Annotated in this window: 30 protein-coding genes and 3 tRNA genes; 24 read left to right on the forward strand and 9 right to left on the reverse strand. The window is 46.7% G+C overall.

All coding sequences use genetic code 11. From position 1 onward, the window contains the following. The first annotated feature begins 2 nt into the window (after window positions 1–2). The 10 genes from MDMS009_RS15770 to rloA3 all read left to right on the forward strand — a co-directional run bounded on the left by MDMS009_RS15770 (window position 3) and on the right by rloA3 (window position 6,993). Complete coding sequence (locus MDMS009_RS15770) at window positions 3–950, forward strand: hypothetical protein (RefSeq protein ID WP_008290149.1); 948 nt, start codon at window positions 3–5, stop codon at window positions 948–950. After that, window positions 950–1,471 (forward strand): hypothetical protein, encoded by a 522-nt coding sequence (locus tag MDMS009_RS05195; RefSeq protein ID WP_008290664.1) that lies wholly within the window; start codon window positions 950–952, stop codon window positions 1,469–1,471. The genes MDMS009_RS15770 and MDMS009_RS05195 overlap by 1 nt, the downstream gene beginning before the upstream one ends. Then, entirely contained in the window at window positions 1,471–1,833 is a 363-nt protein-coding gene (locus MDMS009_RS05200; RefSeq protein WP_008290144.1) for a hypothetical protein, read from the forward strand. The genes MDMS009_RS05195 and MDMS009_RS05200 overlap by 1 nt, the downstream gene beginning before the upstream one ends. Before the next feature lie 138 nt (window positions 1,834–1,971). Further along, window positions 1,972–2,166, forward strand: coding sequence for a Com family DNA-binding transcriptional regulator (locus MDMS009_RS16705; protein ID WP_081443579.1), 195 nt, complete (start codon window positions 1,972–1,974; stop codon window positions 2,164–2,166). Continuing rightward, window positions 2,132–2,893, forward strand: a complete 762-nt coding sequence (locus tag MDMS009_RS05205; RefSeq protein WP_008290345.1) for a DNA adenine methylase — start codon at window positions 2,132–2,134, stop codon at window positions 2,891–2,893. The genes MDMS009_RS16705 and MDMS009_RS05205 overlap by 35 nt, the downstream gene beginning before the upstream one ends. A gap of 31 nt (window positions 2,894–2,924) precedes the next feature. Further along, window positions 2,925–3,815, forward strand: coding sequence for a hypothetical protein (locus MDMS009_RS05210; RefSeq protein ID WP_008290170.1), 891 nt, complete (start codon window positions 2,925–2,927; stop codon window positions 3,813–3,815). Between the two features lie 35 nt (window positions 3,816–3,850). Continuing rightward, a complete protein-coding gene (locus MDMS009_RS05215) occupies window positions 3,851–4,066 on the forward strand; it encodes a hypothetical protein (protein WP_008290137.1) in 216 nt (71 codons plus the stop codon). 102 nt (window positions 4,067–4,168) lie between these two features. Next, complete coding sequence (locus MDMS009_RS15775; protein WP_052298146.1) at window positions 4,169–4,987, forward strand: flagellar hook-length control protein FliK; 819 nt, start codon at window positions 4,169–4,171, stop codon at window positions 4,985–4,987. 83 nt (window positions 4,988–5,070) lie between these two features. Next, on the forward strand, window positions 5,071–6,228 hold the full coding sequence (locus MDMS009_RS05225) for a methyl-accepting chemotaxis protein (RefSeq protein ID WP_036311847.1): 1,158 nt from the start codon (window positions 5,071–5,073) through the stop codon (window positions 6,226–6,228). A gap of 198 nt (window positions 6,229–6,426) precedes the next feature. Next, window positions 6,427–6,993, forward strand: a complete 567-nt coding sequence (rloA3, locus tag MDMS009_RS05230) for a retropepsin-like aspartic peptidase RloA3 (protein ID WP_008290701.1) — start codon at window positions 6,427–6,429, stop codon at window positions 6,991–6,993. Window positions 6,994–7,016: 23 nt separating this feature from the next. Here rloA3 and pyrF read toward each other — a convergent pair whose 3' ends face one another. Continuing rightward, window positions 7,017–7,712, reverse strand: a complete 696-nt coding sequence (gene pyrF, locus MDMS009_RS05235) for an orotidine-5'-phosphate decarboxylase (protein WP_008290690.1) — start codon at window positions 7,710–7,712, stop codon at window positions 7,017–7,019. A gap of 122 nt (window positions 7,713–7,834) precedes the next feature. Between pyrF and tgt the strand changes: the two genes are divergently transcribed. From tgt to secF, 4 genes are all read left to right on the forward strand, one after another. Then, window positions 7,835–8,941: a tRNA guanosine(34) transglycosylase Tgt gene (tgt, locus tag MDMS009_RS05240; protein WP_008290709.1), complete on the forward strand. Its 1,107-nt coding sequence runs from the start codon at window positions 7,835–7,837 to the stop codon at window positions 8,939–8,941. Between the two features lie 80 nt (window positions 8,942–9,021). Next, window positions 9,022–9,360, forward strand: a complete 339-nt coding sequence (gene yajC / locus MDMS009_RS05245) for a preprotein translocase subunit YajC (RefSeq protein WP_008290704.1) — start codon at window positions 9,022–9,024, stop codon at window positions 9,358–9,360. A gap of 52 nt (window positions 9,361–9,412) precedes the next feature. Next, window positions 9,413–11,266 (forward strand): protein translocase subunit SecD, encoded by a 1,854-nt coding sequence (gene secD, locus MDMS009_RS05250; protein ID WP_043887956.1) that lies wholly within the window; start codon window positions 9,413–9,415, stop codon window positions 11,264–11,266. A gap of 11 nt (window positions 11,267–11,277) precedes the next feature. Next, on the forward strand, window positions 11,278–12,228 hold the full coding sequence (gene secF, locus MDMS009_RS05255) for a protein translocase subunit SecF (RefSeq protein WP_008290717.1): 951 nt from the start codon (window positions 11,278–11,280) through the stop codon (window positions 12,226–12,228). A gap of 30 nt (window positions 12,229–12,258) precedes the next feature. On the opposite strand, the gene MDMS009_RS05260 is transcribed toward secF, so the two are convergent. Further along, on the reverse strand, window positions 12,259–12,513 hold the full coding sequence (locus MDMS009_RS05260) for a hypothetical protein (protein ID WP_008290697.1): 255 nt from the start codon (window positions 12,511–12,513) through the stop codon (window positions 12,259–12,261). 280 nt (window positions 12,514–12,793) lie between these two features. Here MDMS009_RS05260 and MDMS009_RS05265 point away from each other — a divergent pair, with 280 nt between their 5' ends. The 6 genes from MDMS009_RS05265 to MDMS009_RS05290 all read left to right on the forward strand — a co-directional run bounded on the left by MDMS009_RS05265 (window position 12,794) and on the right by MDMS009_RS05290 (window position 18,896). Next, on the forward strand, window positions 12,794–13,597 hold the full coding sequence (locus MDMS009_RS05265) for an ABC transporter substrate-binding protein (protein ID WP_008290698.1): 804 nt from the start codon (window positions 12,794–12,796) through the stop codon (window positions 13,595–13,597). Window positions 13,598–13,620: 23 nt separating this feature from the next. Then, on the forward strand, window positions 13,621–14,574 hold the full coding sequence (locus MDMS009_RS05270) for a PQQ-dependent catabolism-associated beta-propeller protein (RefSeq protein WP_008290694.1): 954 nt from the start codon (window positions 13,621–13,623) through the stop codon (window positions 14,572–14,574). 115 nt (window positions 14,575–14,689) lie between these two features. Then, complete coding sequence (locus MDMS009_RS05275; RefSeq protein ID WP_043887958.1) at window positions 14,690–15,202, forward strand: hypothetical protein; 513 nt, start codon at window positions 14,690–14,692, stop codon at window positions 15,200–15,202. Further along, a complete protein-coding gene (gene mpl, locus MDMS009_RS05280) occupies window positions 15,203–16,552 on the forward strand; it encodes a UDP-N-acetylmuramate:L-alanyl-gamma-D-glutamyl-meso-diaminopimelate ligase (protein WP_008290696.1) in 1,350 nt (449 codons plus the stop codon). It begins immediately after the preceding gene. Beyond that, window positions 16,549–17,157, forward strand: a complete 609-nt coding sequence (locus MDMS009_RS05285) for a UbiX family flavin prenyltransferase (RefSeq protein ID WP_008290716.1) — start codon at window positions 16,549–16,551, stop codon at window positions 17,155–17,157. The genes mpl and MDMS009_RS05285 overlap by 4 nt, the downstream gene beginning before the upstream one ends. Before the next feature lie 68 nt (window positions 17,158–17,225). Beyond that, entirely contained in the window at window positions 17,226–18,896 is a 1,671-nt protein-coding gene (locus tag MDMS009_RS05290; protein ID WP_008290710.1) for a formate--tetrahydrofolate ligase, read from the forward strand. 2 nt (window positions 18,897–18,898) lie between these two features. Here the strand turns inward: MDMS009_RS05290 and djlA are convergent, their stop codons facing one another. The 7 genes from djlA to hslV are packed head-to-tail and all read right to left on the reverse strand — an operon-like array spanning window position 18,899 to window position 25,019. Next, window positions 18,899–19,717, reverse strand: coding sequence for a co-chaperone DjlA (gene djlA / locus MDMS009_RS05295; protein WP_008290693.1), 819 nt, complete (start codon window positions 19,715–19,717; stop codon window positions 18,899–18,901). 4 nt (window positions 19,718–19,721) lie between these two features. Further along, window positions 19,722–21,386, reverse strand: a complete 1,665-nt coding sequence (ubiB, locus tag MDMS009_RS05300; RefSeq protein WP_008290699.1) for a ubiquinone biosynthesis regulatory protein kinase UbiB — start codon at window positions 21,384–21,386, stop codon at window positions 19,722–19,724. A gap of 34 nt (window positions 21,387–21,420) precedes the next feature. Continuing rightward, window positions 21,421–22,011: a ubiquinone biosynthesis accessory factor UbiJ gene (locus tag MDMS009_RS05305; RefSeq protein ID WP_008290692.1), complete on the reverse strand. Its 591-nt coding sequence runs from the start codon at window positions 22,009–22,011 to the stop codon at window positions 21,421–21,423. Between the two features lie 6 nt (window positions 22,012–22,017). Beyond that, on the reverse strand, window positions 22,018–22,764 hold the full coding sequence (ubiE, locus tag MDMS009_RS05310) for a bifunctional demethylmenaquinone methyltransferase/2-methoxy-6-polyprenyl-1,4-benzoquinol methylase UbiE (protein ID WP_008290689.1): 747 nt from the start codon (window positions 22,762–22,764) through the stop codon (window positions 22,018–22,020). Between the two features lie 7 nt (window positions 22,765–22,771). Further along, entirely contained in the window at window positions 22,772–23,134 is a 363-nt protein-coding gene (locus MDMS009_RS05315; protein WP_008290695.1) for a gamma-butyrobetaine hydroxylase-like domain-containing protein, read from the reverse strand. 14 nt (window positions 23,135–23,148) lie between these two features. Then, window positions 23,149–24,468, reverse strand: coding sequence for an ATP-dependent protease ATPase subunit HslU (gene hslU, locus MDMS009_RS05320; RefSeq protein ID WP_008290702.1), 1,320 nt, complete (start codon window positions 24,466–24,468; stop codon window positions 23,149–23,151). Window positions 24,469–24,473: 5 nt separating this feature from the next. Further along, window positions 24,474–25,019 (reverse strand): ATP-dependent protease subunit HslV, encoded by a 546-nt coding sequence (hslV, locus tag MDMS009_RS05325; RefSeq protein WP_008290715.1) that lies wholly within the window; start codon window positions 25,017–25,019, stop codon window positions 24,474–24,476. 183 nt (window positions 25,020–25,202) lie between these two features. On the opposite strand from hslV, the gene MDMS009_RS05330 reads away from it, so the two are divergent. From MDMS009_RS05330 to MDMS009_RS05345, 4 genes are all read left to right on the forward strand, one after another. After that, window positions 25,203–25,287: transfer RNA gene (locus MDMS009_RS05330), tRNA-Tyr, on the forward strand. 27 nt (window positions 25,288–25,314) lie between these two features. Beyond that, window positions 25,315–25,388 (forward strand) — tRNA-Gly (locus MDMS009_RS05335). 17 nt (window positions 25,389–25,405) lie between these two features. Next, a tRNA-Thr gene (locus MDMS009_RS05340) sits at window positions 25,406–25,481 on the forward strand. A 74-nt stretch (window positions 25,482–25,555) separates the two neighbouring features. Beyond that, window positions 25,556–26,307, forward strand: a 752-nt coding sequence (locus MDMS009_RS05345) for an elongation factor Tu (RefSeq protein ID WP_043887963.1), incomplete at its 3' end; no start/stop codon positions are given.

Raw genomic sequence — 26,307 nt, forward strand, 5'->3', positions numbered from 1 at the left:
TAATGGAACCACGTAATTATGAAGCGGATGCTTCAGCATCACCTCCTGATGCCCCAGCAGTACCGTCAGTTGGTTATCCAACAAATGGTGATCCTACATCCGGTACACCAGCGACATGGCCCGGCGCGCATTGGTTCTACAAAATGGGCGAGTCACTACGCAACGTCATCACTAATGCAGGCCTCACACCTGATGATGGTGATTTAAACCTGCTGCAGAAAGCCATCGTCAAGCTGGTCTCAGCCACCAACCACGTTGTACGGCTGGAAGATGTCACCTTTGGTCCATCAGTAGCCGATGGCGATGCCGTGTACTGGGACACTGCCAACAGCCGCTATGACCGTGCCATTGCCGACGGTACCGACAAACAGAAGATGGTCGGCTTTGCGGATGTCACCAACAGCCTGGTCGAAGCGTTTGGTCGTTCGGCGCTGTTCTCCGGCCTGACGGTGGGTGACAAGTATTATCTGTCTGGCAGTACGGAGGGGGAAATTACTGCAACTGCGCCATCCGAAAAGGTGGTCGTCGGTCTGGCTAAATCAGCCACCGTGATGTTTGTTGATATTGACCCGATTGCCGGTACGCCTATTCAGGATCAGACGACATGGAATACGGGAACCGATACGACTGAGAGTATTATCAGCCCCGACAAGCTTGATGCCAAAATCAAAACGATGGCTATTGGCGAGGGGCAGGTCTGGCAAGACGTTTTTGTCAGTCGTTCAGAGGGTGTTACTTATACAAACACTACTGGTAGATCTATTCAACTGGCGATAGTTCTAAGCGCTGGCAGTGGGCCTCGTAATTTCCTTGTTGACGGTGAAGTTATCTGCACTATCGCAGGTGATTCTGATGAACAATACGTTAATTTGATTATTCCGAACGGTAGCACATATCAAGCCGGAGCTGGAGTTCTTTCGGGATTTGATGTTTGGTGGGAGCTTAGATAATGAAATATTTTAAAGACGAAAATAATAATGTCTTTGCATTTGAATCCGATGGCTCACAAGATCATTTAATTAAGTCTGGCATGACTGAAATTGATGAGTCAGAAATTCAATCTGTCATAGATTCAAAACTAATAATCGATGATCGGCTTGCTAATAAGCATTCTGAGATTGTTCAGAAATTCAAACTAGCCATGGCTCCAGTCACGAGTCTTTATACGGCTGAAGAAATTGCTAGCTTCCCAACGCAAGAGCCAGAAGCAATAGCTTGGCAGTCGGACAATGCCGCGCCGACGCCACTGATTGACTTCATTGTTGCAGAGAGAGCCAGCGTTGATAAAGCAACCCTAGTCGGACGAATCATTAGCAATGCGTCCAATTATAAAAGTGTGGCTGGCCCAGCTATTGGAAAAAAGCAGGACTATGAAGACTTGCTCTATGCACTTCAAACACAGCACGAAGATGAGCAGCAGCCGGATGTGATTCAAGCTGATATTGACGCGATTGTTGTGGATTACAGCTAATGCCTAAGCAATCAAAAATATCCTGGTCAGACCTGACACCGGAACAAAAAATCAGTTTTGGAAATGGCTGTGGCCCTGACTGGCTACCCGAACCAGTTGCTAAGCTGTTATTTGGCTGGTTCTTCGAGGCGAGTTGCCGTCATCACGATTTTAACTACCAACGTGGTGGTGGTGATAAGGATCGTCTCTCAGCTGACCGAGGCTTTTTTAAAGCCATGCTGCGAGATGTCAAGCGGCTGCATTGGTCATTACAATTGCCAGCAGCTATAGAAGCTGTTGGGTTCTATGGTCTGGTTCGCTTCTTTGGCCGTTTTCATTTTGAAGATGGCCAATACAAATCGCTAGACCAAATACTGAAGTAAAGGAAGAGACAGCGACTCGGCAGTGCGCCAACACTGCCGAGCCGTCAACCCACAGGCACATACCCTGTGAGCCAACCAAGGCCATCCCGCCGCGTCGACGCAGCCGGGCCAGCCTAGCACAAACAGATAGAGGCTCACATGAAAGAAGTTAGATGTGGTGGCTGCAGCCGGTTACTGGCTAAAGCTGAATACGTACAAATCGAAATCAAGTGTCCGCGATGTAAGACACTCAACAACCTGAAGGCCATTGAGCCTCTTAATCCAGCACCAGCGAGTGCCAGACCAATAGAGGAAAAACATGGCCAAACCAATTATCCCGTGGATGGGCGGTAAAACCCGACTCGCAAAAGACATCCTGCCCCTGTTTCCGGAACATCAATGCTACGTCGAAGTCTTTGCTGGTGGCGCAGCGCTCTTTTACAAAAAGGAACCATCCAAAGTCGAAGTGCTTAATGACATCAATGGTGAGCTGACCAACCTTTACCGGGTTGTTCAGCACCACCTTGAAGAATTCGTCCGGCAGTTCAAGTGGGCCTTATCCAGCAGACAACTGTTTGAATGGGAAAAAGCCAAAACACCCGAAACGCTCACCGATATCCAGCGTGCAGCCAGGTTCTACTATCTGCAAAAGCTTGCCTTCGGTGGCAAGGTCGACGGCCAGAGCTATGGCACCGCCACTACCAGTCCGCCACGGCTCAATCTACTCCGCATCGAGGAGGATCTGAGCGCCGCTCACCTTCGCCTGGCCAGAACCAACGTCGAGAACCTAGACTGGCAGCGCTGCATTCAGAAATATGATCGACCAGGCACACTGTTCTATCTGGATCCACCGTACTATGAAACCGCAGGTTACGGTCAAGACTTTGGTTTAGAACAATACGAAACCATGGCAGAACTGGCCCAAACTATCCAAGGCAAAATGCTCATCAGCATCAACGACCACGACACTATTAAAAAGGTCTTTAAAGGCCTCTCAAATAAGCCTTTAAATATCAATTACACGGTAGGTGGAAATCACAATAAAAAAGCATCCCGTGAGCTGCTAATATGGAATTGGTGATAATTAACAAATGGAGTCACATTCTTAAGCGATGATTACACTAAATACCGAGAAAGGCTTAATCCGTGTTGATTCATGGGGAGATATTCAAGACTTAGCTGGTTTTGAGGAAAACCTCGATCCATCAGACCATAAATTAAAGGAGATTCTAGGTAATTATACTTTTACTGAAAAAATTCGTTGTGGTTTATCAACTTGTCATTCGCCTCATAACAAAGGCTATATTGTCTCAACTGAAGATGGCTATACCACTAACATCGGCCAGTTATGTGGTGCCAGTTACTTCGGTGTTGAATTCAACACTCTATCGAAACGCTTCGACCGTTTTGTTACTGAATCTGAAAACCGTGCCACATTAAGAGAGTTTGATATTGATTCTGTTCAACAACAGGTTTCGGAACTAAAGGCTCAGGAAAAAGGTGCCAATTGGGCTAATTCTAAACTTAGCCCGTTTAAACAGAATAAATTTCCTACCATATCTAAAGCCTTGTCTAGCATGATCAAGACACGGAGTAATCAACTTATAATTACCGTGAAAGCTACTGTGCAAGAGGTTGAAGCTATTGAGGCTGCTCAAAATGTAACCCTTGAAAGGCCTCATTATGTTGAACGTCCTGTTGCTGAAATTGCTGGCTTAGAGGCTTTGTATGATGAGAACGACATCAGAGAGTTGGTGGTTATTCAGCTTGAAAGCAATCTCAATCAATTGAGAGATGCCGATATAAATCAGCTCAGTTATCAAGATTTAGAGAAATGGGCGAAGTGGGTTAGAGAGGTTGACTCTTTAGTCAGTAAAGCCACACAAATCATTCTCTTTGCCAGAGTGTTTCTCACTAGAGAGAACTTAAAACCACTTGATCGTTTAGGTGGCAGTTATGATGAATCTTCTGCATTTACTTCTTATATAAAGCAGCTTAAATAGATCATTAATTACCTATAGTTAGTTTGGAGTTTGTTATGTCTGGTTTTGTTTCTGTTGAGGTCGAAGGGAAGCTCTATGAGTCTGAGTACCATGAAGTTGGTGGTGTGGTTCGGGTTTATGGTGATCTAGGTGACCCTCATAAGCCAGAGGTCGAGTTCACCACTCTTGGAGGTATGAAGCCAGACCAAGTCGCTAGGATTTTGCTGAGACGTTTGGTTAAGCGAGGAGTAGTTTCGCCAACTGACGATTAAACTACAGATCGCAATTCATGTGGCGAGAGATCGCAATTCATGTGGCGGCCTACATCCAGCGATGTAAAACAGTCGAGTACAGCTCAAAGTCAGGATAAATCCATGACCGCTCTGCCTGCGAGCCTTGATAAGCTGCTGACCGAGGAGGCCAAATCAACACCTAAAGGTCAACCAAACCTTGCTGCTGTGCTAGAGACGAAAGACAAAGCCGGTGCCGATGCAAAACCTACCGTGTTACGTGCTGACATCTTTGATGCTTTGCAACGAAAAAATAGTGATAAAGATGTGGCGATGAATTTACGTAATGTTATTGCTGCACAGATGCAAGAACAGTCAGACAAGCCTGATATGACAAAAGCCTTATTGGCTGCTGAACGTGCTGGTCAGGAAGCGAAGGCGGCCTCTCCCGGTACCGCCTTTTCGACGCTGACTGCTGCATCCGCATCAACATCAGGTACAATCCAGACTGCTATATCTGCTCAAGGGGTGAGTTTGCCGGTACAGCCAACGCTACAAAACCCTGCTTGGTCGCAAGTGATGAGTAGTCGTGTGGTCTGGATGGCGAAGGAAGGTGTGCATCAAGCAGAGCTGCGTATGACACCGGCTAATTTGGGGCCGGTAGAAGTAAGGCTGCAAGTGCAAAATGATCAAGCCAGTGTGACCTTTTTGGCACAGCATTCTGCGACGCGTGATGCCCTTGAACAAGCCTTGCCAAGACTACGCGAGAGCTTTGCTGAGGCAGGGATTGAGTTGGGTCATACTGAGGTTGGTGAGCAACAACATCAAGACAGTGAAACTGAACATGCAGATGATGCGCATATTTTTACTCAAGCTAGCGGTGCGGGTGACGATATAGAGAATGAACAGGAAGAACAGCAACCATTAGGTGAGACCTCGGCGGGTCTCAGTCTATATGCCTAATTGAAAACTATTATTAAAACTATAAATAAAAGCCGGGAGAGACGGACGTGTTTAAACTTGAAAACTTCTCTTTAAGAAAAAGAATGTACATCGTGGCCGGGCTGGGTATTTCAGCACTGGTCATGCTAGCTATTCTCGAGTGGTATATGTTGAATACCGGTGTATCTGCTCAAGATCAGTTATTAGCAGTGATTGGGTTTGTCGTTGTTGGTAGTGCTTTCATTATGTATATGGCCCATGTCATAGGCCGCTTTGGCGACCGCCGTGCGACCACCTTAGTAGAAGCGATACAAAACATTAAAAAAGGGGATCTAACGCATAAAGTGGTGATCCCTGGTAAGAGTGACTTTAGTTGGATGGCGTTTGAGTTAGACAGCGCTCGCAAAAACGTAGCTAATCTAGTTCATACCATGGTTGGTGGTGTGTCTCAGCTTGATACCGCGACCCAGAACATGGAAGCGATCAGTAAAGAAACGGTCGATGGTGTGCTTAAACAGCAAACAGAAACCACGCAAGTGGCGACGGCTATGAATGAAATGGCAGCCTCAGTGCAAGAAGTTGCGCGTACTGCTTCTAGCGCTGCGGATGCAGCGCGTAATGCTGATAACGAAGCCAAAGCTGGCAAGCAAGTTGTATTAGAAACAATGGAAGCGATTGACTCGTTAGCGAGCGAGGTAGAAAAAGCGGCTGATCAACTGAGTAGTCTGGAAGCAGACATCGGTAATATCGGTGCGATTGTCGATGTTATCCGTGGCATTACCGAGCAAACCAATTTGTTAGCGTTGAACGCTGCGATTGAAGCGGCACGTGCCGGTGAGCATGGTCGAGGTTTTGCTGTGGTGGCGGATGAAGTCAGAACACTTGCGGCACGCACACAATCATCGACGCATGAAATTGAAGAGATGGTTGAACGTTTACAACAGGGTGCACAATCAGCCGTCAAAGTGATGAATGACGGCCGTGAGCGTGCCCGCGACAGTGTTGAGAAAGCCTCAAGTGCTGGTGCTGCGCTGGATACTATCACCGCGATGATTTCAACGATGGATGAAATGAGCGCACAGATTTCCAGTGCTGCAAATGAACAATCCTCGGTTGCTGAAGATATTAATCGCGGTATTGTTAATATCAGTCAGGTTGCCGAGCATACAGCGGAAGGCGCGCGAGAGTCTTCGGTCGCTGTTGATACATTGAGTAGCTTGTCGTCACAACTGCAAGAAGCGGCAGGTAAATTTAAAGTCTAAGCACATCGTGAACAAAAGCATCATCAAAGCCCGCTACTCGCGGGCTTTTTTTTGCCCGTAAGATCAGGCTCAGCAGCTATTTTTTATAAGGCGTAGTATGAATTACATAAAACTGTGCGCTAGTTGGCACGCCTACAAGGAACCTATCAGTAACATCGCAAACTAAAAAAACGACGTGATTAATAGGAGAAGGCTCTGATGCTGCAACGATGCTGTCGACGATCTACTGTTCTAGTTTTACTGCTCTGTTTTGGTTTTAGTCATACCGCGCTGGCGGAACAGAGTTTTGGCTGGATAGAAAAAATCAAAATACAGCCATGGAATGTACAGGCTAAAGCCAAACTGGATAGTGGCGCACTAACGTCGTCAATGCATGCCGCGGATGTCGAACTGAGTCAACGTGATGGCAAAAAGTGGGTAACCTTTACCGTTCAACTGCAAGACACTGATACCGGTGAATATATTGAAAAACGTGTTGAACGACCGCTGTTACGCGAGTTTACGGTGAAAGGTGCAGGGGGACGTGATAAACGACCGGTTGTGTTAATGAATGTTTGTATCGGTAATACCATTTACGAAGAGCAATTTAGTCTGCGTAATCGGGACAATATGCTTTATCCGATTTTACTTGGCCGCCGAACAATTCAGCACTTGGGGCCTATTGATGTGACCCGTACCTTCACAACTGAATCAAATTGCGATTCTGATGCGCGTGTGCTGGGTTATCAAGATGTTGCGAATGATGAGAATATTGGCCTCAATTGAGGCCAAACTCAAGGAGAACTTAGCTAGTCTTCTAAGCTCCGCTCGATATCCAGCAATGCCTGCATTGAATCCGTCGCCGCAGTAATGGGACGTCCGATAACGAGGTAGTGGCTGCCCGCAGCAAGGGCTTGTTGAGGTGTCATGGTGCGATGTTGATCGCCACGGTCACTCCCTGCCGGTCGAATACCTGGTGTAATAAGCTGAAAGTCCTGACCTAATTGCTCGCGGAGCGGTGTTGCTTCTTGCGCTGAACAGACAACACCGTCAAGACCACTGTTCTTAGCTAGCGTGGCAAGCCTGACGACGGTATCTGTCATGGTGCCTTGCAAGCCAATTTGATCAAAAGTCTGTTTATCCATACTGGTGAGTAAGGTCACGCCAATAAGAATGGGGCTGTCGCTTGTATTACCTACAGCTTCTTTAGCGGCTGACATCATGGCACCGCCACCCAGAGTATGTACATTGAGCATCCATACGCCGAGATCAGCGGCGGCTGCACAGGCTTTGGCAACGGTGTTAGGAATATCGTGGTATTTCAGATCCAAGAAGACATCAAATCCACGCTTCACTAGCGCATCAACCACCTGGGGGCCTGAACGGGTGAATAATTCTTTACCCACTTTGACTCGTGCACGTTTGGGATCGATCTGATCAGCCATAGTGAGGGCTGCTTCAGCGTTCGCATAATCAAGCGCAACAATGATTTTCGGATCTGACATTCAAGGCTCCAACTCTGTTAAACAGGCATGATCCTACCGTAACGTCGTCGATGATGGGGCGTTTTCGCAGTAAATAGACAGAAAATGGTATCCTGTGCGGCGATTTTTATGAGAATGAAACCATGAAGTTTGATTTGCTTGCGCAAGATGGGCATGCCCGCCGAGGTCGTTTGACCTTTGACCGTGGAACAATAGAAACACCGGCTTTTATGCCTGTGGGTACCTATGGGTCAGTTAAGTCGATGACTCCGGAAGAAGTAGCCGATACCGGCGCAGAAATTATTCTCGGTAATACATTTCATCTGATGTTACGTCCTGGCACAGAGATTATTGCTGCACACGGCGACTTGCATGATTTTATGCGCTGGCAAGGGCCCATTCTGACCGACTCAGGCGGCTTTCAAGTGTTCAGCCTTGGTGAGTTACGTAAAATTACCGAAGAAGGTGTGCATTTTCGCTCTCCTGTTAATGGTAATAAAGTGTTTCTGGGGCCAGAAGAATCAATGGCAGTGCAACGGGAACTAGGCAGTGACATCGTGATGATCTTTGACGAATGTACGCCATACCCGGCAGATGAACGCACGGCGGCGAAGTCGATGGCGTTATCCTTGCGTTGGGCCAAACGCAGCAAGGAAGCCCATGCTGATAATCCTTCTGCTTTGTTCGGTATTGTTCAAGGCGGAATGCATGAGTCTTTGCGCGATGAATCATTGGCTGGTCTCACCGATATCGGTTTTGATGGCTACGCCATCGGCGGTCTATCTGTGGGCGAGCCAAAAGAAGATATGTTGCGGATACTCGATCATCTCGCTACTAAGATGCCGACGGATAAACCTCATTATTTGATGGGGGTAGGTCGACCGGAAGATTTGGTTGAAGCTGTGATGCTGGGTGTTGATATGTTTGATTGCGTGATGCCCACCCGCAATGCGCGTAACGGTCACCTATTTGTACATCAGGGCGTGATTAAAATCCGCAATAGTCGCTTTAAACATGATACCGGTCCGTTAGATCCATACTGCGATTGTTATACCTGTCAGAATTACAGTCGCGCCTATCTGCATCACCTAGACAGAACAGGCGAGATGTTAGGGCCACGACTCAATACCATTCACAATCTGCATTACTACCAAACGCTAATGCAAGGACTGAGGCAGGCGATTGAAAACCAGAGCTTGGCACAGTTCCGTAAAGAATTTTATGCCTTACGTGAAACACCGATAAGCTGAATCGCTGTCCATTGCTATCGGTAACCTTGATGGCTGTGGCATAATCGGTTTCTTTTTTCTTCTTAATTTGAGGATTTACGATGGACTTTTTCATTTCTGCTGCCTACGCAGGCGCTGCTGAATCACAAGCGGCTGCAGGCTCGCCCGGAATACTTGATTTTGCATTCCCTATTATTTTGCTGGTCTTGTTCTATGTCATGTTGATTAGACCGCAACAAAAACGTGCTAAAGAGCACCGCACGATGCAATCAGCACTGGCTAAAGGTGACGAAGTAGTAACAGACGGTGGTTTGATGGGGAAAATTCTTGAAATTACGGATAACGCCATCACTGTACAAATAGCAGAAAGCGTTGAAGTGAAAGTTCGCCGTGAATCAATCAACGCTGTGCTGCCAAAAGGCACATTGAAAAAACTGTAATCGTGTTTAATACCGTCGTGAGATGGCTTGAAATAACCCTCAGGAAATACAAATGAACCGATATCCACTGTGGAAGAACTTACTGGTCCTGATTGTCCTTATTGTTGCCGGTATTTACGCTATGCCGAACTTGTTTGGCGATGATCCGGCAGTGCAAATTTCAGCAGGACGGGCTTCTACAGTGGACTTGGCACTAGTAGATAAAGCTGAAACAGCATTGAAAGAGGCTGGCATCGAGTATAAAGGTGCTGAGCTGGAAGATGAAAAGCTACTTATCAGACTGACCTCAGCAGACAGCCAACTCAAAGCTAAAGAGGTGCTAAACCAAGCTTTGCAGGATGATTTCATCATTGCACTGAACTTGGCTCCGAACACACCCGAGTGGTTATCCTCACTCGGTGCTGAGCCGATGAATCTTGGGCTGGATTTACGCGGCGGTGTGCATTTCTTGATGGAAGTGGATATGAATGCCGCGGTTAAACAGGCGCTTGATGGCTATGCCAGTGATATCAGACTGACATTGCGCGATGAGAAAATCCGATACAAGCAAATCAAGATTGATGATCAAGAGGTATTGGTTTTATTTCGTAGTGCAGCCGATCGTGACAACGCTGAAACGTTAATAAGCCGTGAGATGGATGCATTGCAGGTTGCCGTTGAAGAGGGTAAGGCTGATCCAACGTTGAGTTTAAAGCTTACTGAAGTCACTTTACGTGAAACTAAAACGCTGGCACTGCAACAAAATATCACCACCTTACGTAACCGTATTAACGAGCTGGGTGTTGCTGAGCCAACCGTTCAGCAGCAAGGTAGTAACCGTATTGTGGTGCAATTACCCGGTGTTCAAGATACGGCACAGGCGAAGAAAATTCTGGGCGCAACCGCGACACTTGAATTCAGATTGGTCGATTTTGAGCATGATGTACAAGATGCGCTAAATGGCCGCGTTCCAGCGAATTCAGAATTGTATTACCATCGTGATGGTCGCCCTTACTTATTAAACAAGCGCGTCATGTTAACCGGTGAGCATGTGATCAATGCACGCTCTACGCTGGATGCGCAATCAGGTTCACCTGCAGTATCTGTGACTTTAGACGGCAAAGGGGCTCGTGCGTTTAGCAACGTGACGCGTGACAATATCGGTAACCCGATGGCCGTCGTGTTTATTGAGTCAAAATCAGAAACCCGTGAGGTTGATGGTGAACTTATCAAAGTTCGTCGTCAGGTGCCTGAAATAATTAATGTCGCCACTATTCGTGATCAGTTAAGCAAAAAATTTCAGATTACCGGCTTGGATAGCACAACCGAAGCACGTGATTTAGCCTTGCTACTTCGTGCTGGTGCGTTGGCTGCCCCGATTGACATTGTTGAAGAACGTACAGTGGGTCCAAGCCTCGGTCAGGACAATATTGATCAAGGTTTTGCCTCCGTCATGATTGGTTTTGCCTTTGTCCTGGTGTTTATGGTGGTCTGGTATCGCGTATTTGGTTTAGTGGCCAATATCGCACTGGCGGCTAACTTAATCTTTATTGTTGCCCTGCTATCCATGCTCCAGGCAACGCTAACCTTACCGGGTATTGCCGGTATTGTGCTTACCGTAGGTATGGCGGTTGATGCCAATGTGTTGATATTTGAACGTATACGTGAAGAGTTGCGGATCGGTAATAGTCCTCAATCCAGTATCAGTGCTGGTTATGGCAAAGCATTCTCGACAATTGCTGACGCCAACATCACTACCTTAATTGCCGCTATCGTGCTATTCGGTTTCGGTACAGGGTCAATCAAAGGTTTTGCTGTGACCTTGTCACTGGGCATTATCACTTCAATGTTTACCGCGATTATGGGCACTCGTGCCGTGGTTAATTTGGTTTACGGTCGTCAGCACAAACCCAAGCTGTCAATTTAGGATACTCAGACATGCAGTTTTTAAAGAACGAAACAAACATTCAGTTTATGTCGAAACGTCGTTTGGCGGCGATTTTTTCGGCAATTCTGATTATTGCTTCAATCACCTCATTGGCCGTACAAGGTTTGAATTTCGGTATCGACTTTACTGGCGGCACCATGATTGAACTGGGCTACCAAGAACAAGTCGATCTGAATCAGCTACGCAGTGATTTGACAGAAGGTGGTTATCCTGATGCGACCGTACAAAACTTCGGTTCAATACATGATGTGTTGATTCGTTTGCCTGTGATTGAAACACAAAACATGGCGCAGCTTAGCAATGAGGTTGTGTCGATGTTGCAAGCGAAGAATGAGACGGAAATTGATGTGCGCCGGGTTGAGTTTGTAGGACCGCAGGTCGGCGAAGAGCTCACGGAACAAGGTGGCTTGGCCATGTTGTATGCCTTATTTGGCATTCTGATTTATGTATCACTGCGTTTTGAATACCGTTTCGCCATTGGGTCGGTCGTGGCTTTGATTCACGATGTGGTGCTTACCCTGGGCTTCTTTTCCTTAACGCGCATTGAGTTTGACCTGACCGTGCTGGCGGCAATCTTGGCCATCATCGGTTATTCGCTTAACGATACCATTGTTGTGTTTGACCGAATTCGTGAAACCTTCTTGCGAATGCGTAAGGGTAGTTCAGAAGAGATTGTTAATCGCGCCTTGAACGACACCCTGAGTCGAACCATGATGACCTCTTTGACCACCTTATTGGTTGTTTTGGCCTTGTTTAGCTTTGGTGGTGAAGTGATTCATGCTTTCTCAATTGCTTTATTACTCGGTATCATTATTGGTACATATTCATCTATCTATATAGCGAGCAATACCATCCTTGCAATGGGAGTCAGTAAAGAAGATCTGTTGCCGCCCGTTAAAGATGATGACGAGAATGCGAACCCTGATGGTAGTCAGGTGTAACTAAAAAAAGCCCGCTTTAAGCGGGCTTTTTTATGAATGAAAGTTGAGGTCGTTAAACCGGAGCTCTTTGCTGATAGTGATGGGCCGGTGTTTAAGTCGACGTCTTCGTTCAATAGGAATGACGTCGGCGCGCCGCTCTGCCGATTCACGTCGCTCAGCCTCTACTACTGTTTCAATCGTCAGAATTCTGAGCCCGCTACAATCGCTGCGAAAGCTCATAAAAGTGGCAAGTTCTTCCAGCCCTTCAAGCGTTCGCTGACAATTAAGTTCCTGTTGTTTATCCATAATTAGACGTTACCTGCTTCATTACTGAACGTATCGGCAGCTATCGGTTGTACTTGAATTAAAACAATCGATTTAATAGTGGTTTATTTCAACCAGTTATGGGTGTCACACAACAAATAGGAAAAATTCCTAGAGTATAAGTGACTGAAATGTTGTCACAATGACCTTAATAGGCACATTGCATGTATTTGCGATGAAATCAAAATTGAGGAATTTGCTGATTTGTTGTGTCAGCAAAACCTGTATTGTTTAATCGCAGATCATAATGACGGAGAGTTAGATGAAAAAAATGAAACAACTGGGGTTGTTACTGTTGTTTATCTGGCCACAGTTCGTGTTGGCTAATGTGATTGAAGTGACATTACACTATGTAGGCCCAACCGATGGTCAAATATGGGCTGGCGTACAGCAGGGGCTGACAGAAGCTAATTTACAAGGTCAGTTCTTAGGGCAAAATTATGCGGTTCAAGCGACAACGATCGATGAGTTGAAAACGATACCAACAGAGCAAGTAACGGCGATTCTATTGGCAACCGATGCCAACACGGTACTTGACGTTGCAGGGCTGCAACAGTTTGCACAAACACCTGTATTTAATCTTGCCTCTGCTGCTAATGAATTGCGAGAGGCATGCTTAGGCAATGTGTTGAACATTCCGCTTAGCGAACAAATGAAACAGGATGCCATTGCTCAGTGGCAAGTTAAAAATGAAGATACCCCTGTTCACGCGCAAGGATGGCATGAGGATTTTGTTAAATTTGCCGCATCACAGCTAAACACCCGATTTACCCGTAATCATCAGAGCAAAATGGATGATGATGCATGGGCTGGCTGGGCGGCAATCAAAATGCTGTCAGACAGTGTGGCGAGAACCCAAAATACTGATGGTGATGCCATGCTTAAATTTTTGAAAAATGATTTATCTTTTGACGGTCAAAAAGGGTATACAGCCACGTTTCGTAATAGTGGTCAGTTACGCCAAATTGTATTACTGGTAGATGAAGATAATAATATTGTCGCCGAAGCCCCATTAAGAGGGGTCGCAGGCGGATTGGATAGTCTCGGCTTGGTTAGCTGCCGTTAGTTGAAACGAAATTGAGAGTGATTATGAAATTAAAATATGCATTACTGACAAGCTTGCTTATAAGCTGCTCAACTTTATGGGCAGAACCATCTAACCGCGTTTTTATAAGTAATGAGAAAGATGACACTGTGAGTGTCATTGATCTAAAAACTAACGAGGTGGTTAGTACCATTGATATTGGTGAGCGTCCGCGTGGTATTGGTTTATCACCTGATCAAACACAACTCTACGTTGCAATAAGTGAAGAAGATGCGATTGCTGTTGTCGATGTGGCCACATTGGGCATTATCAAAAAACTGCAATCAGGCGATGATCCGGAAACGTTCGATGTCGCTCCCAATGGCCATATCTATTTATCTAATGAAGACGATGCACAGGCTAGCGTCATTGATACCAAAACCGGAGACATTATTGAAGTTATTCCGGTTGGTATCGAACCGGAAGGTGTAGCCGTTTCACCCGACGGTAGCTTAGTGATGGTTACCAGTGAATCAACCAATATGATTCATGTGATTGATACCGCTCAACACAAAGTGGTGAAAAATATTTTGGTAGCGGCACGTCCTCGTGGTTTAGCATTTAGCAGTGACGGTTCCCTTGCCTACGCGAGCAGTGAAGTGGGTAATGAAGTTGCCATTATTGACACCAAAACCTTGTCAATAATCAAACATTCCGCGATTGATGTACCTAATTCGAAACCAATGGATATTGCTGTCAGCCCAGACGATAAAACCATCTATGTGACTACGGGCCGTGGCAACTCAGTCGCTGTTATGGATGCTAAGACACTTGAGCTAAAAGCCAATGTCCCGGTGGGTAAGCGTGTATGGGGTGTTGATATCACGCGTGATGGTCAGTTTCTCTACACTGCAGACGGGGTTAGCAGTACAGTCTCAGTGGTGGATACGAGCAGCCTGAAAACAATTAAAACCATCGATGTAGGTAAATTCCCTTGGGGCGTTGTCATTGATGACTAGTTGAGGTCATTGCAGCAAACATAACCCGGTCATGGCAACATGGCCGGGTTTTTTATTATCTGCAATATTAGATTAAATACTTTGTTCACCGTGGTGGACACGTTATTATGCCAGCATGATTTTATTGCAACGTTTCTTCCAAATCTGTCTCTTTAGAGCGGGCCCGGCGGATGTGCCAACATCTCATAGCTTTCTGAAAATTGTTTGTTTGATTTACTTTTCGGTGGGCGTGCTGGTTAGCCGAGTGGATCATAACTGGCCACTGAGTCTGGCGGGCAGCGCTGCTGATACCCTGCTTTTATTATGCGTTTCCTGGGTCTTACTATATTTCAGGGGCATGACCAGTCGATTTGTGCAGACAGCAACCGCGATGGCTGGTACCGGCAGTATCATGGGCGTTATTGGCCTGCCGATTTTCTGGTTATTTAGACAGGTAGAACCACAGGGTCAGTTGACCAGTGTGGTGTTGTTATTCGTCTTGATCCTTATTATCTGGAGTCTGTTTGTGACAGCCCATATTTTTCGAAATGCGCTTGAGATTCGTCCGGGAATGGCGGCGATAGTGACAGTGCTTTACACCATAGTTTCTTTGGTTGTGGTTGGCCTTGCCTTGTCAGGAGCAGCGTAAATGCATATCCATATTTTAGGGATTTGTGGCACCTTTATGGGCGGACTTGCTTTGTTGGCAAGAGAGCTTGGTATGACGGTCAGCGGTAGTGATGCCAATGTCTATCCACCGATGAGTGACCAACTTGCTGCCGCCGGTATTAATGTTTCAGAAGGCTATGAGCCGAAATACCTGCAACCAGAGCCTGATTTGGTGGTGATGGGCAATGCGATGACGCGGGGGAATCCTGCTGTTGAGTATGTCCTGAACAAAGGCTTGCCATACGTATCGGGACCGCAATGGTTATCTCAGCATGTATTGCAAGGTCGTTGGGTGTTGGCGGTATCGGGTACACATGGTAAAACCACTACCAGTAGTTTGCTGGCCTGGATTTTAGAACATGCGGGCATGTCACCTGGCTTTTTGATTGGTGGTGTACCTGATAACTTTGGCGAAACCGCCCGCTTAGGTAAGACGCCATTTTTTGTTATTGAAGCCGACGAATACGACACCGCATTTTTTGATAAACGCTCCAAGTTTGTCCATTACCTAGCGCGCACATTGGTGATTAATAATCTAGAATTTGATCATGCTGATATTTTTGACGATTTAGCTGCGATTCAGAAACAATTTCATCACCTTATCCGAACCGTGCCGAGCGAAGGCTTAATTATTTCACCTCAGGAAAAAGCCATTGAACAGGTGCTTGCGATGGGCTGTTGGACGCCAAGGCAAAGCTTAGGCAATGAGTCAGACTGGCAGGCGACTTTATTAAAAAATGACGGTAGTGAGTTTGAAGTCAGCTTTGCGGGTAAAACGGGAACAGTGAATTGGTCAATGCTAGGCCAGCATAACGTGAATAATGCACTGGCGGCGATTGCTGCAGCGCATCATGTAGGGGTCACTGTCGCACATGCTTGTGAGGCGTTGTCAGCATTCGCCGGTGTTAAACGTCGTCTGGAGCTGAGAGGCGAAGTCGATAATATTCGCGTTTACGATGATTTTGCACATCACCCGACTGCTATTGCGACGACGATTGCCGGGCTAAGAGCGAAGATCGGAAACAAGAAATTAGTGGCAGTGCTGGAACCGCGATCGAATACGATGAAAATGGGTGTGCATCAGGACGCTTTGGCGCAATCATTGATTCAGGCTGATCGTGTTCTACTGTTGCAAGATAGCGATCTAAAGTGGTCGTTAAAACAAGTAACCGATGAATTAGGAGACCACGTGTCTGTATTTGACTCTATCGATACGATCGTGAAAACCCTGCAAACAGAAGCACAGCAAGGTGATGAAATCGTGGTGATGAGCAATGGCGGTTTTGGCGGTATCCATCAGCGCATTTTAGATGCTTTGGAGCAGCGATGATTGATTCAAAACAAATTGCATTAGCCATTACAGGTGCCTCTGGTGCTCCCTATGCAAAACGTCTTATCGAAGTATTGCTTGCATCGGATATGACTGTTCATCTTATGGTGTCAGCGGCGGGGCGTATAGTTTTAGCCGATGAACTCAACTGGAAATTACCAGCAAGGGCAAGCGATATTCACGCGATGCTAGTAGCTGAGTTTCAGTGTCGGCCTGAGCAGTTACAGGTCTACGGCGAACAACAATGGTCCGCGCCATTAGCCAGTGGTTCTCACCGGGTGCCGACGATGATTGTTTGTCCCTGTACGATGGGGACCTTGTCGGCTATCGCATGTGGTCAAAGCGATAACCTGATTAATCGTGCCGCTGATGTGATGATGAAAGAAAGTCGTAAGTTGATTGTGGTACCAAGAGAGGCACCGTTTTCAGCAATACACTTAGAAAATATGCTCAAGCTAGCGCGACTTGGTGTCTGTATTTTACCGCCGAATCCCGGTTTTTATTTTAATCCCACAGATATCGGTCAGATTGTAGACTTCGTGGTAGCCCGCATTCTTGACCAAGCAGATATTGAGCATCAACTGACACCTCGCTGGGGCGAATAAACCCCGGCTCGGATTAATAACTAACTCGCGTATAATGCTCGGGTGATTTAAAGCCGTTCAGGAAAACCATGTCAGATATTCAAATTGCCCAACAGGCGACCATGCAGGAAGTGTCTCAGCTCGCTGAACAGCGTCTGGGATTAGCGCCACAACATCTTGAGCCCTACGGTCGATATAAAGCGAAAGTGTCACTTGATGTGATGACTGAGATGGCAGACCGTCCTGATGGTAAATTGATTCTGGTCACCGCGATTAGCCCCACCCCCGCCGGTGAGGGTAAAACCACCACCACGATAGGCCTTAGTGATGCGTTAAATCGTATTGGTAAACAATCCTTAGTGTGCGTACGCGAACCATCAATGGGTCCTTGTTTCGGACTCAAGGGTGGTGCCGCAGGTGGTGGGTATGCGCAGGTTGTGCCGATGGAAGATATTAATCTTCACTTCACCGGTGACTTTCATGCGATAGCATCGGCACATAACTTGTTAGCTGCGATGATTGATAACCACATTCATCACGGCAACGAGTTACAGCTTGATGCGCGGAAAATTGCTTGGCAGCGTGTTGTTGATATGAATGATCGTGCGCTGCGAGATATTGTTGTGGGCATGGGCGGCACGGCTAATGGTTTCTTGCGCCAAGATCGTTTTGATATCGTTGTAGCTTCAGAAGTTATGGCTATTTTCTGCCTGTCCAATTCCTTGCATGAACTCAAGCAGCGTTTGGGTGATATTCTGATTGGATATTCAACGGATGGCACCCCACGATATGCCCATGAAATTAAGGCGCATGGAGCCATGGCAGCCTTATTAAAAGAGGCGCTGAAACCCAATCTGGTACAGACCTTGGAAAATAACCCGGCTTTTGTACATGGTGGACCGTTCGCTAACATCGCACATGGATGTAACTCGGTTGTGTCGACCAAAATGGCTTTAAAACTCAGTGACTATGTAGTGACAGAAGCAGGGTTTGGCGCTGACTTGGGGGCTGAGAAGTTTATCAATATCAAATGCCGCAAAGCAGGTATCAAGCCCGATATGGCGGTGGTCGTTGCTACTGTAAAAGCCTTGAAATACCACGGTGGTCTGGCGTTAAAAGAGTTAGCTGAAGAAAACCTTGGTGCTTTGCAAGCTGGTTTAGCCAACTTACAAAAACATTTAGATAACTTGCAACAAGAGTTTGGCCTGCGTTGCGTCGTGGCGATTAACCATTTTGTTCAAGACAGTGATGAAGAAATTGCACTGATTGAGAATGCCGTCAAACAAATGGGTGCCGAAGCCATTCTAGCCAGACACTGGGCAGAAGGTGGAGCTGGTGCGGAAGCATTAGCGCATAAAGTGGTCGCCATGCTTGAGCAGGATAGCACCGCTTGCGACTTCCTATACCCCGATGAAATGGGCTTATGGGATAAAATAGGCGAAGTGGCAAAACGACTCTATGGTGCAGATCAGGTTGTTGCTGAAAAGAAAGTTCTGGACAAAATCGCCATGCTCAATGAACAACATGGTTCGATGCCAGTGTGTATGGCTAAGACACCGTATTCATTCAGTAGCGATGCCGCTTTGCGTGGAGCGGCTTCAAATCATACGCTGACAGTACGTGATGTCAGGCTTTCCCACGGTGCAGGTTTTGTGGTGGTGTTATGTGGCGATGTGATGACCATGCCTGGATTACCTAAGCGGCCAGCCGCAGAGCGAATTGATATTGATGACGACGGAACAATTACAGGCTTGTTCTAAGGCTATTTGATGCCGCGTTGTCGCTTGATGAGATCATAGGCCACCTGAATTTCCTTGGCTTGTTCGGTGGCAACCGCAATCATATCTTCGGGGACACCTTGTCCGGTTAACTTGTCGGGATGATACTGACTCATCAGTTTCCGATAAGCGCGTTTGATTTCCTGATTGCTATTATCAGCTGTGACGCCAAGCGCCTTGTAGGCATCAGCGATATCTGTGGCAGATGAACGTTGCTGCGAACTGCCTTGCTGCCCAGAAAAGTGTGCTTGGCCCAACACCATATCCAGAATACGGTTGAACTCGGCGGTTGAATAACCAAGTTGATTAGCAACCTGCTGGAGAATCGCTTTTTCTGCAGGGTCCAGCTGGCCATCCGCTAACGCCATCACCGTTAAGTAAACCAGCAATACTTGTCGCAAGTTGACGCTGTTGCCACAGTGCTGCATAAATTGCTGGATCGTCGGGTTTATATCAAATGCTGGATCGCTACCGCGTTTGAATTGACGAATCGCTTCCTGACGGTGTTCTGCCGACATGCCCATTTTCTGGATAAAGGCTTCAACATGATCAATCTCATGCTGTGAGATCCGACCATCTGCTTTTGCCAGCTTGCCCATAAGCACAAACACGGTTTCTAGAAAAATGGCTTGGCGCTGTTTGGCTTTAAAAGGGTTGGTGGTAAAACTGAAATTTGGCCGCCGGCCAGTAATAGTGGTGTAAATGATGCCGATAATGGCGGCAAATATGCCCAAAATAATAATGCCGATACTCATAGTGCTCAGCACAATAATGCCAAGGATGATTGCTATAAACCTAAACATAAAATTAGCTTCGATTAGTCAGACTGAAATAAAGAAGGACACCGCCCCAAATGCCAAAGATCCAGCTCAGCAGGGGTAAGCTGCCCAGCATGGTTGGCGCATAACCATCGAGGCCTTTAATTACCGCCGCGCCAATCAAAAAGGCTGCACCGCTGGTTGCCGCGGCAGTGCGATAACTGGCTTGTCGGATTTCTTTTTGCAATTGATGAAGATCTTTTGATGACAAGTTCATATGTAACTTGCCTTGCTGAGCTTGTTGACTCAGATCGTGCAACATACGTGGCATTTGCGGCAATGTTTCGGCCCAGTGAGGGGCTTCCTGCTGCAATGTCTTCATGGCCGCTTTCCAGCCCAACTTTTCTTTCATCCAGTTTTCTAGGATCGGTTTAGCGCTTTGCCACAAATCCAGTTCCGGGTATAAATCACGCCCGAGGCCTTCGATATTAAGCAATGTCTTCTGTAATAAGACCAGCTGCGGTTGAACTTCCATATTAAAGCGCCTAGCCGTTTGAAACAGACGCAGTAATAACTGACCAAACGAGATATCTTTCAGTGGTCTCGCAAAAATAGGTTCACATACACTGCGAATTGCTGCTTCAAATTCGTCCAGTCGGGTGTTGGCTGGTACCCAGCCAGATTGAATATGTAGCTCAGCAACACGACGGTAATCATGGTTGAAGAAAGCAAGAAAGTTCTCTGCCAGATAACGTTGGTCATCGGGAGATAATGTGCCCATAATGCCAAAATCCACCGCAATATAACGTGGATTGTCGGGATCCTCGATATCCACCATAATATTGCCAGGGTGCATATCTGCATGGAAAAAACTGTGCTTGAACACTTGCGTGAAAAAGATTTCGACCCCGATTTCTGCCAGTCTTGCCAGGTTCACCTGTTTCGCTTTGAGGCCTGCAATATCGCTGATAGGTGCGCCATAAATACGCTCTTGAACCAGTAAACTGGGTTTTGTCAGGTTCCAGTAGACCTTGGGAACATATAGCAGTGTGGTGCCTTCAAAGTTGCGTTGTAACTGCGATGCTGACGAGGCCTCACGCAACATATCGAGTTCATCAAACAGGTTTTTTTCTAGTTCGGCAACAATCTCACGGGGACGCAGACGTTTGCCTTCTGACCAATAACGTTCAGCAAAGCTTGCTAAGGTATAAAGCAGGTCAATATCACGTTTGATAAGTGGTTCAATACCGGGGCGAACCAATTTGATGACGACCTCATCACCATCTATTAATGTTGCGGCGTGTACTTGCGCAATCGAGGCCGATGCTAAGGGTTGATGCTCAATCTGCGCAAAGATAGTATCCAGCGGTTCATCATAAGCCTGCTCAATGAGTGCTCGTGCCTGTTCAGCAGGGAAGGGGGCAACCTTGTCTTGAAGCTTTGCAAGTGAGTCCGCGATATCGCCAGGCAGCAAATCGCGACGGGTAGATAACACCTGCCCAAATTTTACAAAGATAGGACCTAAATCCTGCAATGCTAATCGCAGTCTTTCACCTCGGGGCAGATCGGTCTGTTTACGCCAGCGATTAGGAGACAGAAAACTGAGATAACGAAGTGGTCGGAGCAAATGAATGGCTTTTATCACCTCATCGAGACGGTGTTTGGCCAGTACATGATTGATTTGTATCAGTCGAAGGATCTGACTGGCCTTCATTGAGGGCTCCTTGCGGTGAGGTTAAAGCGATTGTTCATGATGGCGTTTCCAGCCGTTTGATGCGAGCCTCTAACCGGTCACAATCTGCTCTCAGACGGTCAACCGCCTGCATGTAATCGTCAATCTGAATTTTATCGGGTAAGAGTTGAGCTTCTTCTCGTAAATATTCCGATGTGGTCATCTGTAGCGATCGGTTGGTGTCGCGTAACCAGGAAAAACCTTGCTTGATGCCATAAGCCAGTGGTTGTGCAATGACATCACCGGTCACTCGCGACAGTTGCTGTTCCCAATCAAAATCAAAGCCGTCCAATACATCTTGTAACTGCTTGGCAAATTGCACATCACCATGGATACGGATGTCAGAAGAAAAAAGATTGTCAGGATGTTCACCGAGTTTGAGCAATGCAAAGGCGTTGCCACTAATCAATAAGTCGGCGGTTTCTTCATCGTTGTGACTGAGTTGAAGTGTACTTGCATGGAAGGTGATATGAACAAACTGCTTCAGATCGTCGATGTTGACGACAATACTGCGTTGTTCAAATGCGCTAAGTCGAGCACAGGTGTCGGGAGCCTGTTTCAATGCCGCATTAATGACCGTTTCGAGAGGTTTTAACAGAGTAGCCATGAGCGATTAGAACTTATAACCACGGTGCAGAGCGACAATGCCAGCTGACATATTGTGGTAGTCACAGCGTTCGAAGCCGACATCGATCATCATTTGCTTCAATGTTTCCTGATCGGGGTGCATACGAATTGATTCTGCCAGATAGCGATAACTCTCAGCATCACCGGTAAATAGCTTACCTAGCTGCGGTAGTACCTTGAAAGAATAAGTGTCGTAAATACCACCAAGCCAGTCTGCTGGTTTGGAGAACTCCAAAACCATCAGTTGACCACCCGGTTTTAAAACGCGAAACATCGAAGCCAAGGCTTTATCCTTGTCGGTGACGTTGCGCAAGCCAAACGCAATGGTGATGCAATCGAAGCTGTTATCAGGAAAAGGTAACGCTTCAGCATTGGCTTGCACATAGTCGATATTCGCGACAATACCGTCATCGGTCAGACGATCACGACCGACGTTAAGCATAGAGCCATTAATATCTGCCAAAACAACGTGACCCGTTTCTCCGACCATTTTGGCAAACTTGCGAGTTAAGTCACCAGTACCTCCGGCAATATCAAGTACCTTGGCACCACGCCTAACACCACTGTTAGAGACAGTAAATAGTTTCCAGAAGCGATGAATACCCAGCGACATTAAGTCATTCATTAAGTCATATTTGCCCGCTACGGAGTGAAATACATCGGCGACGTGTCGGGCTTTTTCCGCTGTCGGGACTTCTTTGTAACCAAAGTGCGTGGTGTCTTTTTGTTTCATGCTCAGCCTATTGAGTTTGTCGCTGATAACCAGCTTGATGCAGGCGGTTTAAGTAATCCTGCCACAAGTCATCCTGGTTGGTGGCGAGATCGTAAAGGTAATCCCAAGAATACAAACCACTATCATGCCCATCATCATAATAAATCTTGATGGCATAATGGCCTACCGGTTCAATTTGACTGATACCGACATTTTCTTTCTGTGTCTGTAAAACTTCCTGTCCGGGGCCATGTCCACGTACTTCTGCTGAGGGCGAATATACCCTAAGGTATTCAGCACTCAGCTTATATTGCTTCTCACCATAGGCTAGCCCTAAACTTTTTGACTGTTTGTGCAGTGTTATTTCAGTCGGAATGTGTTGTTCAGCCATAAATTGCTACCTATTTACAGAATGTAACGTGACAGATCTTCGTCTTGTGATAGTTCAGCAAGTTGTTGATCAACGTAGCTTCTATCGACAGTCACCTTGAAGTTGAGTTCGCTACCGGCATTGTAAGAAATATCTTCTAACAAGCGTTCCAGCATTGTATGCAAACGTCGAGCGCCGATATTTTCGGTTTTTTCATTCACTTCCCAGGCGAGTTCGGCAATGCGTTGAATACCTTCTTCAGTGAATTCCAGCTCAACGCCTTCTGTCGCGAGTAGGGCAACATATTGCTCGGTGAGCGATGCATCGGGTTCAGTCAGGATGCGCACAAAATCTTGTGATGTCAGGGCTTCAAGCTCGACCCGAATGGGCAAACGGCCTTGTAGTTCAGGAATCAAATCAGACGGTTTGCTTAAGTGGAACGCACCTGATGCGATAAACAGAATATGGTCGGTTTTGATCATGCCGTACTTGGTGGAGACAGTACTGCCTTCGACCAATGGCAGTAAGTCACGTTGCACCCCAGCCCGTGATACATCAGCACTACCACTGCCTTCGCCGCGGCCGGTGATCTTATCAATTTCATCGAGAAAAACGATGCCGTTTTGTTCAACGCTATCGAGTACTTCCGCTTTTAACTCTTCTTCATTGATAAGTTTTAGCGCTTCTTCTTCAGCCAGCTGTCGCAGAGCGTTGCTGACGGTCAGCTTTCGCGTGGTTTTACGTTGTGAGCCCATACTTTGAAACATATCTTGAAGCTGATTTGTCATTTCCTCCATACCCGGCGGTGACATGATTTCAACACCAACCTGTGGCGCATTTAATTCCAGTTCCACTTCTCGATCATCGAGCTTGCCTTCACGCAACATCTTGCGGAAACGTTGGCGGGTAGTGGAGTCATCTTCAGTTTCGACATCGCGTGCAGGGCGCAATAAGGCATCTAATATTCTATCTTCGGCCGCATCTTCGGCTTTAGATTTAACGGCTTGTATGGCTTTTTCACGTAATAGTTTCATCGCCGTTTCAGCCAGATCTCGAATGATCGATTCAACATCGCGACCGACATAGCCCACTTCTGTGAATTTGGTGGCTTCAACTTTGATGAAAGGGGCATTTGCCAAAGCGGCCAATCTGCGCGCAATTTCTGTTTTACCTACACCAGTTGGGCCGATCATCAGAATGTTTTTCGGCGTGACTTCTTGCTGTAAGCTCGACTCAAGTTGTTTCCGACGCCAGCGATTTCTAAGTGCAATAGCAACCGCTTTTTTGGCTGCTTGCTGGCCGATGATGCGTTTATCCAGTTCAAGAACGATTTGTTTAGGAGTCAGTGATTGCATAAGCGTTATGAGTTCGTATCCAAAGTTTCGATTGTAAGGTTGTGATTGGTATAGATGCAGATGTCGGCGGCAATATTCAAGCCTTTTTCGACAATCTCTCGTGCAGATAGCTCAGTGTTTTGCAGTAAGGCCGTTGCCGCAGCCTGTGCAAACGGGCCGCCAGAACCAATCGAGATCAAGCCTTGTTCAGGTTCAATCACGTCACCATTACCTGAAATTATGAGTGATGCTTCTTCGTCGGCAACAGCTAATAAAGCTTCCAGCCTGCGCATCATTCGGTCTGTACGCCAATCTTTTGCAAGTTCCAAAGCGCTACGGGTTAGATTACCTTGATGCTTTTCCAGTTTGCCTTCAAATCGTTCAAATAAGGTAAAGGCATCGGCAGTGCCGCCAGCAAATCCGGCAATCACTTTGCCATGATATAAGCGGCGGACCTTACGAGCATTACCTTTCATGATGGTGTTGCCTAGGCTGACCTGACCATCGCCGCCAATCACGACTTGGCCGTTACGTCGATACGAAAGTATCGTCGTACCACGGTACTGTTCCATAAATAACTCCTGTGAAATTTAAACTGAATAGTTAGCCAACTAGTATACTATGCTCTGTTTAGCGCTGCAGTCACGTGCGCGGAAACGTGCATCAGCTAGTCGAAACTTTGTGATTGTTTGTGATTACCTGATTTTAAGTGTTGACATTAGTCGGGCTTTTACGGAAAATGCCACGTCTTTAGTGGAGGGGTTCCCGAGTGGCCAAAGGGATCAGACTGTAAATCTGACGGCTCCGCCTTCGGAGGTTCGAATCCTCCCCCCTCCACCATTTAATATATTGAGAGTTTGCTGTTTTGCGGGTGTAGTTCAATGGTAGAACTCCAGCCTTCCAAGCTGATCACGTGGGTTCGATTCCCATCACCCGCTCCAATTTGTTTGGGAAATAGGCCCGCATAGCTCAGTCGGTAGAGCGCATCCATGGTAAGGATGAGGTCATCAGTTCGATTCTGATTGCGGGCTCCATAATTTGTCTTAGGCAGGATTTTCCTGTCTGTTTTGATTTTTGGCTTATAAAAAATTTGGCGGGGAGACTGGTCATGTCTAAAGCAAAATTTGAACGTACAAAACCCCACGTCAACGTGGGCACCATTGGTCACGTTGACCATGGTAAAACCACGCTGACTGCGGCGATCACCAAAGTGCTTTCAGAAGCATCAGGTGGGGAATTCAAAGATTACGCGGATATTGATAACGCACCTGAAGAAAGAGAGCGTGGTATCACTATTGCGACAGCGCACGTTGAGTACGAAACAGAAAATCGTCACTACGCTCACGTAGACTGCCCAGGTCACGCCGACTATGTTAAAAACATGATCACCGGTGCGGCACAAATGGACGGTGCTATCTTGGTAGTAAACGCAGCTGACGGCCCGATGCCACAAACACGTGAGCACATCTTGTTGTCACGTCAGGTTGGTGTACCGTACATCATCGTTTACCTGAACAAAGCTGACATGGTTGATGATGAAGAACTTATCGAACTGGTAGAAATGGAAGTCCGTGAATTATTGGACAGCTATGACTTCCCAGGCGATGACACACCAATCATCGTTGGTAGCGCGTTGAAAGCACTGGAAGGTGATGAAAGCGACATTGGTATGCCATCAATTTTCAAATTGGCAGAAGCAATGGACAGCTACTTCCCACAACCAGAACGTGCAATTGATGGTGCATTCCTGATGCCTATCGAAGACGTGTTCTCAATCTCTGGTCGTGGTACTGTTGTGACCGGTCGTGTAGAGCGCGGCATCATCACAGTAGGTGACGACTTAGAAATCGTTGGTATCAA

This window comes from Methylophaga thiooxydans DMS010, from assembly GCF_000156355.1.
Taxonomy (GTDB): Bacteria; Pseudomonadota; Gammaproteobacteria; order Nitrosococcales; family Methylophagaceae; genus Methylophaga; species Methylophaga thiooxydans.

What these genes read in the sequence shown, in the direction of transcription:
- MDMS009_RS15770 (WP_008290149.1), top strand. Translation starts at nt 3, where the DNA reads ATGGAACCACGTAATTATGAAGCGGATGCTTCAGCATCACCTCCTGAT.
- MDMS009_RS05195 (WP_008290664.1), top strand. Translation starts at nt 950, where the DNA reads ATGAAATATTTTAAAGACGAAAATAATAATGTCTTTGCATTTGAATCC.
- MDMS009_RS05200 (WP_008290144.1), top strand. Translation starts at nt 1,471, where the DNA reads ATGCCTAAGCAATCAAAAATATCCTGGTCAGACCTGACACCGGAACAA.
- MDMS009_RS16705 (WP_081443579.1), top strand. Translation starts at nt 1,972, where the DNA reads ATGAAAGAAGTTAGATGTGGTGGCTGCAGCCGGTTACTGGCTAAAGCT.
- MDMS009_RS05205 (WP_008290345.1), top strand. Translation starts at nt 2,132, where the DNA reads ATGGCCAAACCAATTATCCCGTGGATGGGCGGTAAAACCCGACTCGCA.
- MDMS009_RS05210 (WP_008290170.1), top strand. Translation starts at nt 2,925, where the DNA reads ATGATTACACTAAATACCGAGAAAGGCTTAATCCGTGTTGATTCATGG.
- MDMS009_RS05215 (WP_008290137.1), top strand. Translation starts at nt 3,851, where the DNA reads ATGTCTGGTTTTGTTTCTGTTGAGGTCGAAGGGAAGCTCTATGAGTCT.
- MDMS009_RS15775 (WP_052298146.1), top strand. Translation starts at nt 4,169, where the DNA reads ATGACCGCTCTGCCTGCGAGCCTTGATAAGCTGCTGACCGAGGAGGCC.
- MDMS009_RS05225 (WP_036311847.1), top strand. Translation starts at nt 5,071, where the DNA reads ATGTACATCGTGGCCGGGCTGGGTATTTCAGCACTGGTCATGCTAGCT.
- rloA3 (WP_008290701.1), top strand. Translation starts at nt 6,427, where the DNA reads ATGCTGCAACGATGCTGTCGACGATCTACTGTTCTAGTTTTACTGCTC.
- pyrF (WP_008290690.1), bottom strand. Translation starts at nt 7,712, where the DNA reads ATGTCAGATCCGAAAATCATTGTTGCGCTTGATTATGCGAACGCTGAA.
- tgt (WP_008290709.1), top strand. Translation starts at nt 7,835, where the DNA reads ATGAAGTTTGATTTGCTTGCGCAAGATGGGCATGCCCGCCGAGGTCGT.
- yajC (WP_008290704.1), top strand. Translation starts at nt 9,022, where the DNA reads ATGGACTTTTTCATTTCTGCTGCCTACGCAGGCGCTGCTGAATCACAA.
- secD (WP_043887956.1), top strand. Translation starts at nt 9,413, where the DNA reads ATGAACCGATATCCACTGTGGAAGAACTTACTGGTCCTGATTGTCCTT.
- secF (WP_008290717.1), top strand. Translation starts at nt 11,278, where the DNA reads ATGCAGTTTTTAAAGAACGAAACAAACATTCAGTTTATGTCGAAACGT.
- MDMS009_RS05260 (WP_008290697.1), bottom strand. Translation starts at nt 12,513, where the DNA reads ATGGATAAACAACAGGAACTTAATTGTCAGCGAACGCTTGAAGGGCTG.
- MDMS009_RS05265 (WP_008290698.1), top strand. Translation starts at nt 12,794, where the DNA reads ATGAAAAAAATGAAACAACTGGGGTTGTTACTGTTGTTTATCTGGCCA.
- MDMS009_RS05270 (WP_008290694.1), top strand. Translation starts at nt 13,621, where the DNA reads ATGAAATTAAAATATGCATTACTGACAAGCTTGCTTATAAGCTGCTCA.
- MDMS009_RS05275 (WP_043887958.1), top strand. Translation starts at nt 14,690, where the DNA reads ATGATTTTATTGCAACGTTTCTTCCAAATCTGTCTCTTTAGAGCGGGC.
- mpl (WP_008290696.1), top strand. Translation starts at nt 15,203, where the DNA reads ATGCATATCCATATTTTAGGGATTTGTGGCACCTTTATGGGCGGACTT.
- MDMS009_RS05285 (WP_008290716.1), top strand. Translation starts at nt 16,549, where the DNA reads ATGATTGATTCAAAACAAATTGCATTAGCCATTACAGGTGCCTCTGGT.
- MDMS009_RS05290 (WP_008290710.1), top strand. Translation starts at nt 17,226, where the DNA reads ATGTCAGATATTCAAATTGCCCAACAGGCGACCATGCAGGAAGTGTCT.
- djlA (WP_008290693.1), bottom strand. Translation starts at nt 19,717, where the DNA reads ATGTTTAGGTTTATAGCAATCATCCTTGGCATTATTGTGCTGAGCACT.
- ubiB (WP_008290699.1), bottom strand. Translation starts at nt 21,386, where the DNA reads ATGAAGGCCAGTCAGATCCTTCGACTGATACAAATCAATCATGTACTG.
- MDMS009_RS05305 (WP_008290692.1), bottom strand. Translation starts at nt 22,011, where the DNA reads ATGGCTACTCTGTTAAAACCTCTCGAAACGGTCATTAATGCGGCATTG.
- ubiE (WP_008290689.1), bottom strand. Translation starts at nt 22,764, where the DNA reads ATGAAACAAAAAGACACCACGCACTTTGGTTACAAAGAAGTCCCGACA.
- MDMS009_RS05315 (WP_008290695.1), bottom strand. Translation starts at nt 23,134, where the DNA reads ATGGCTGAACAACACATTCCGACTGAAATAACACTGCACAAACAGTCA.
- hslU (WP_008290702.1), bottom strand. Translation starts at nt 24,468, where the DNA reads ATGCAATCACTGACTCCTAAACAAATCGTTCTTGAACTGGATAAACGC.
- hslV (WP_008290715.1), bottom strand. Translation starts at nt 25,019, where the DNA reads ATGGAACAGTACCGTGGTACGACGATACTTTCGTATCGACGTAACGGC.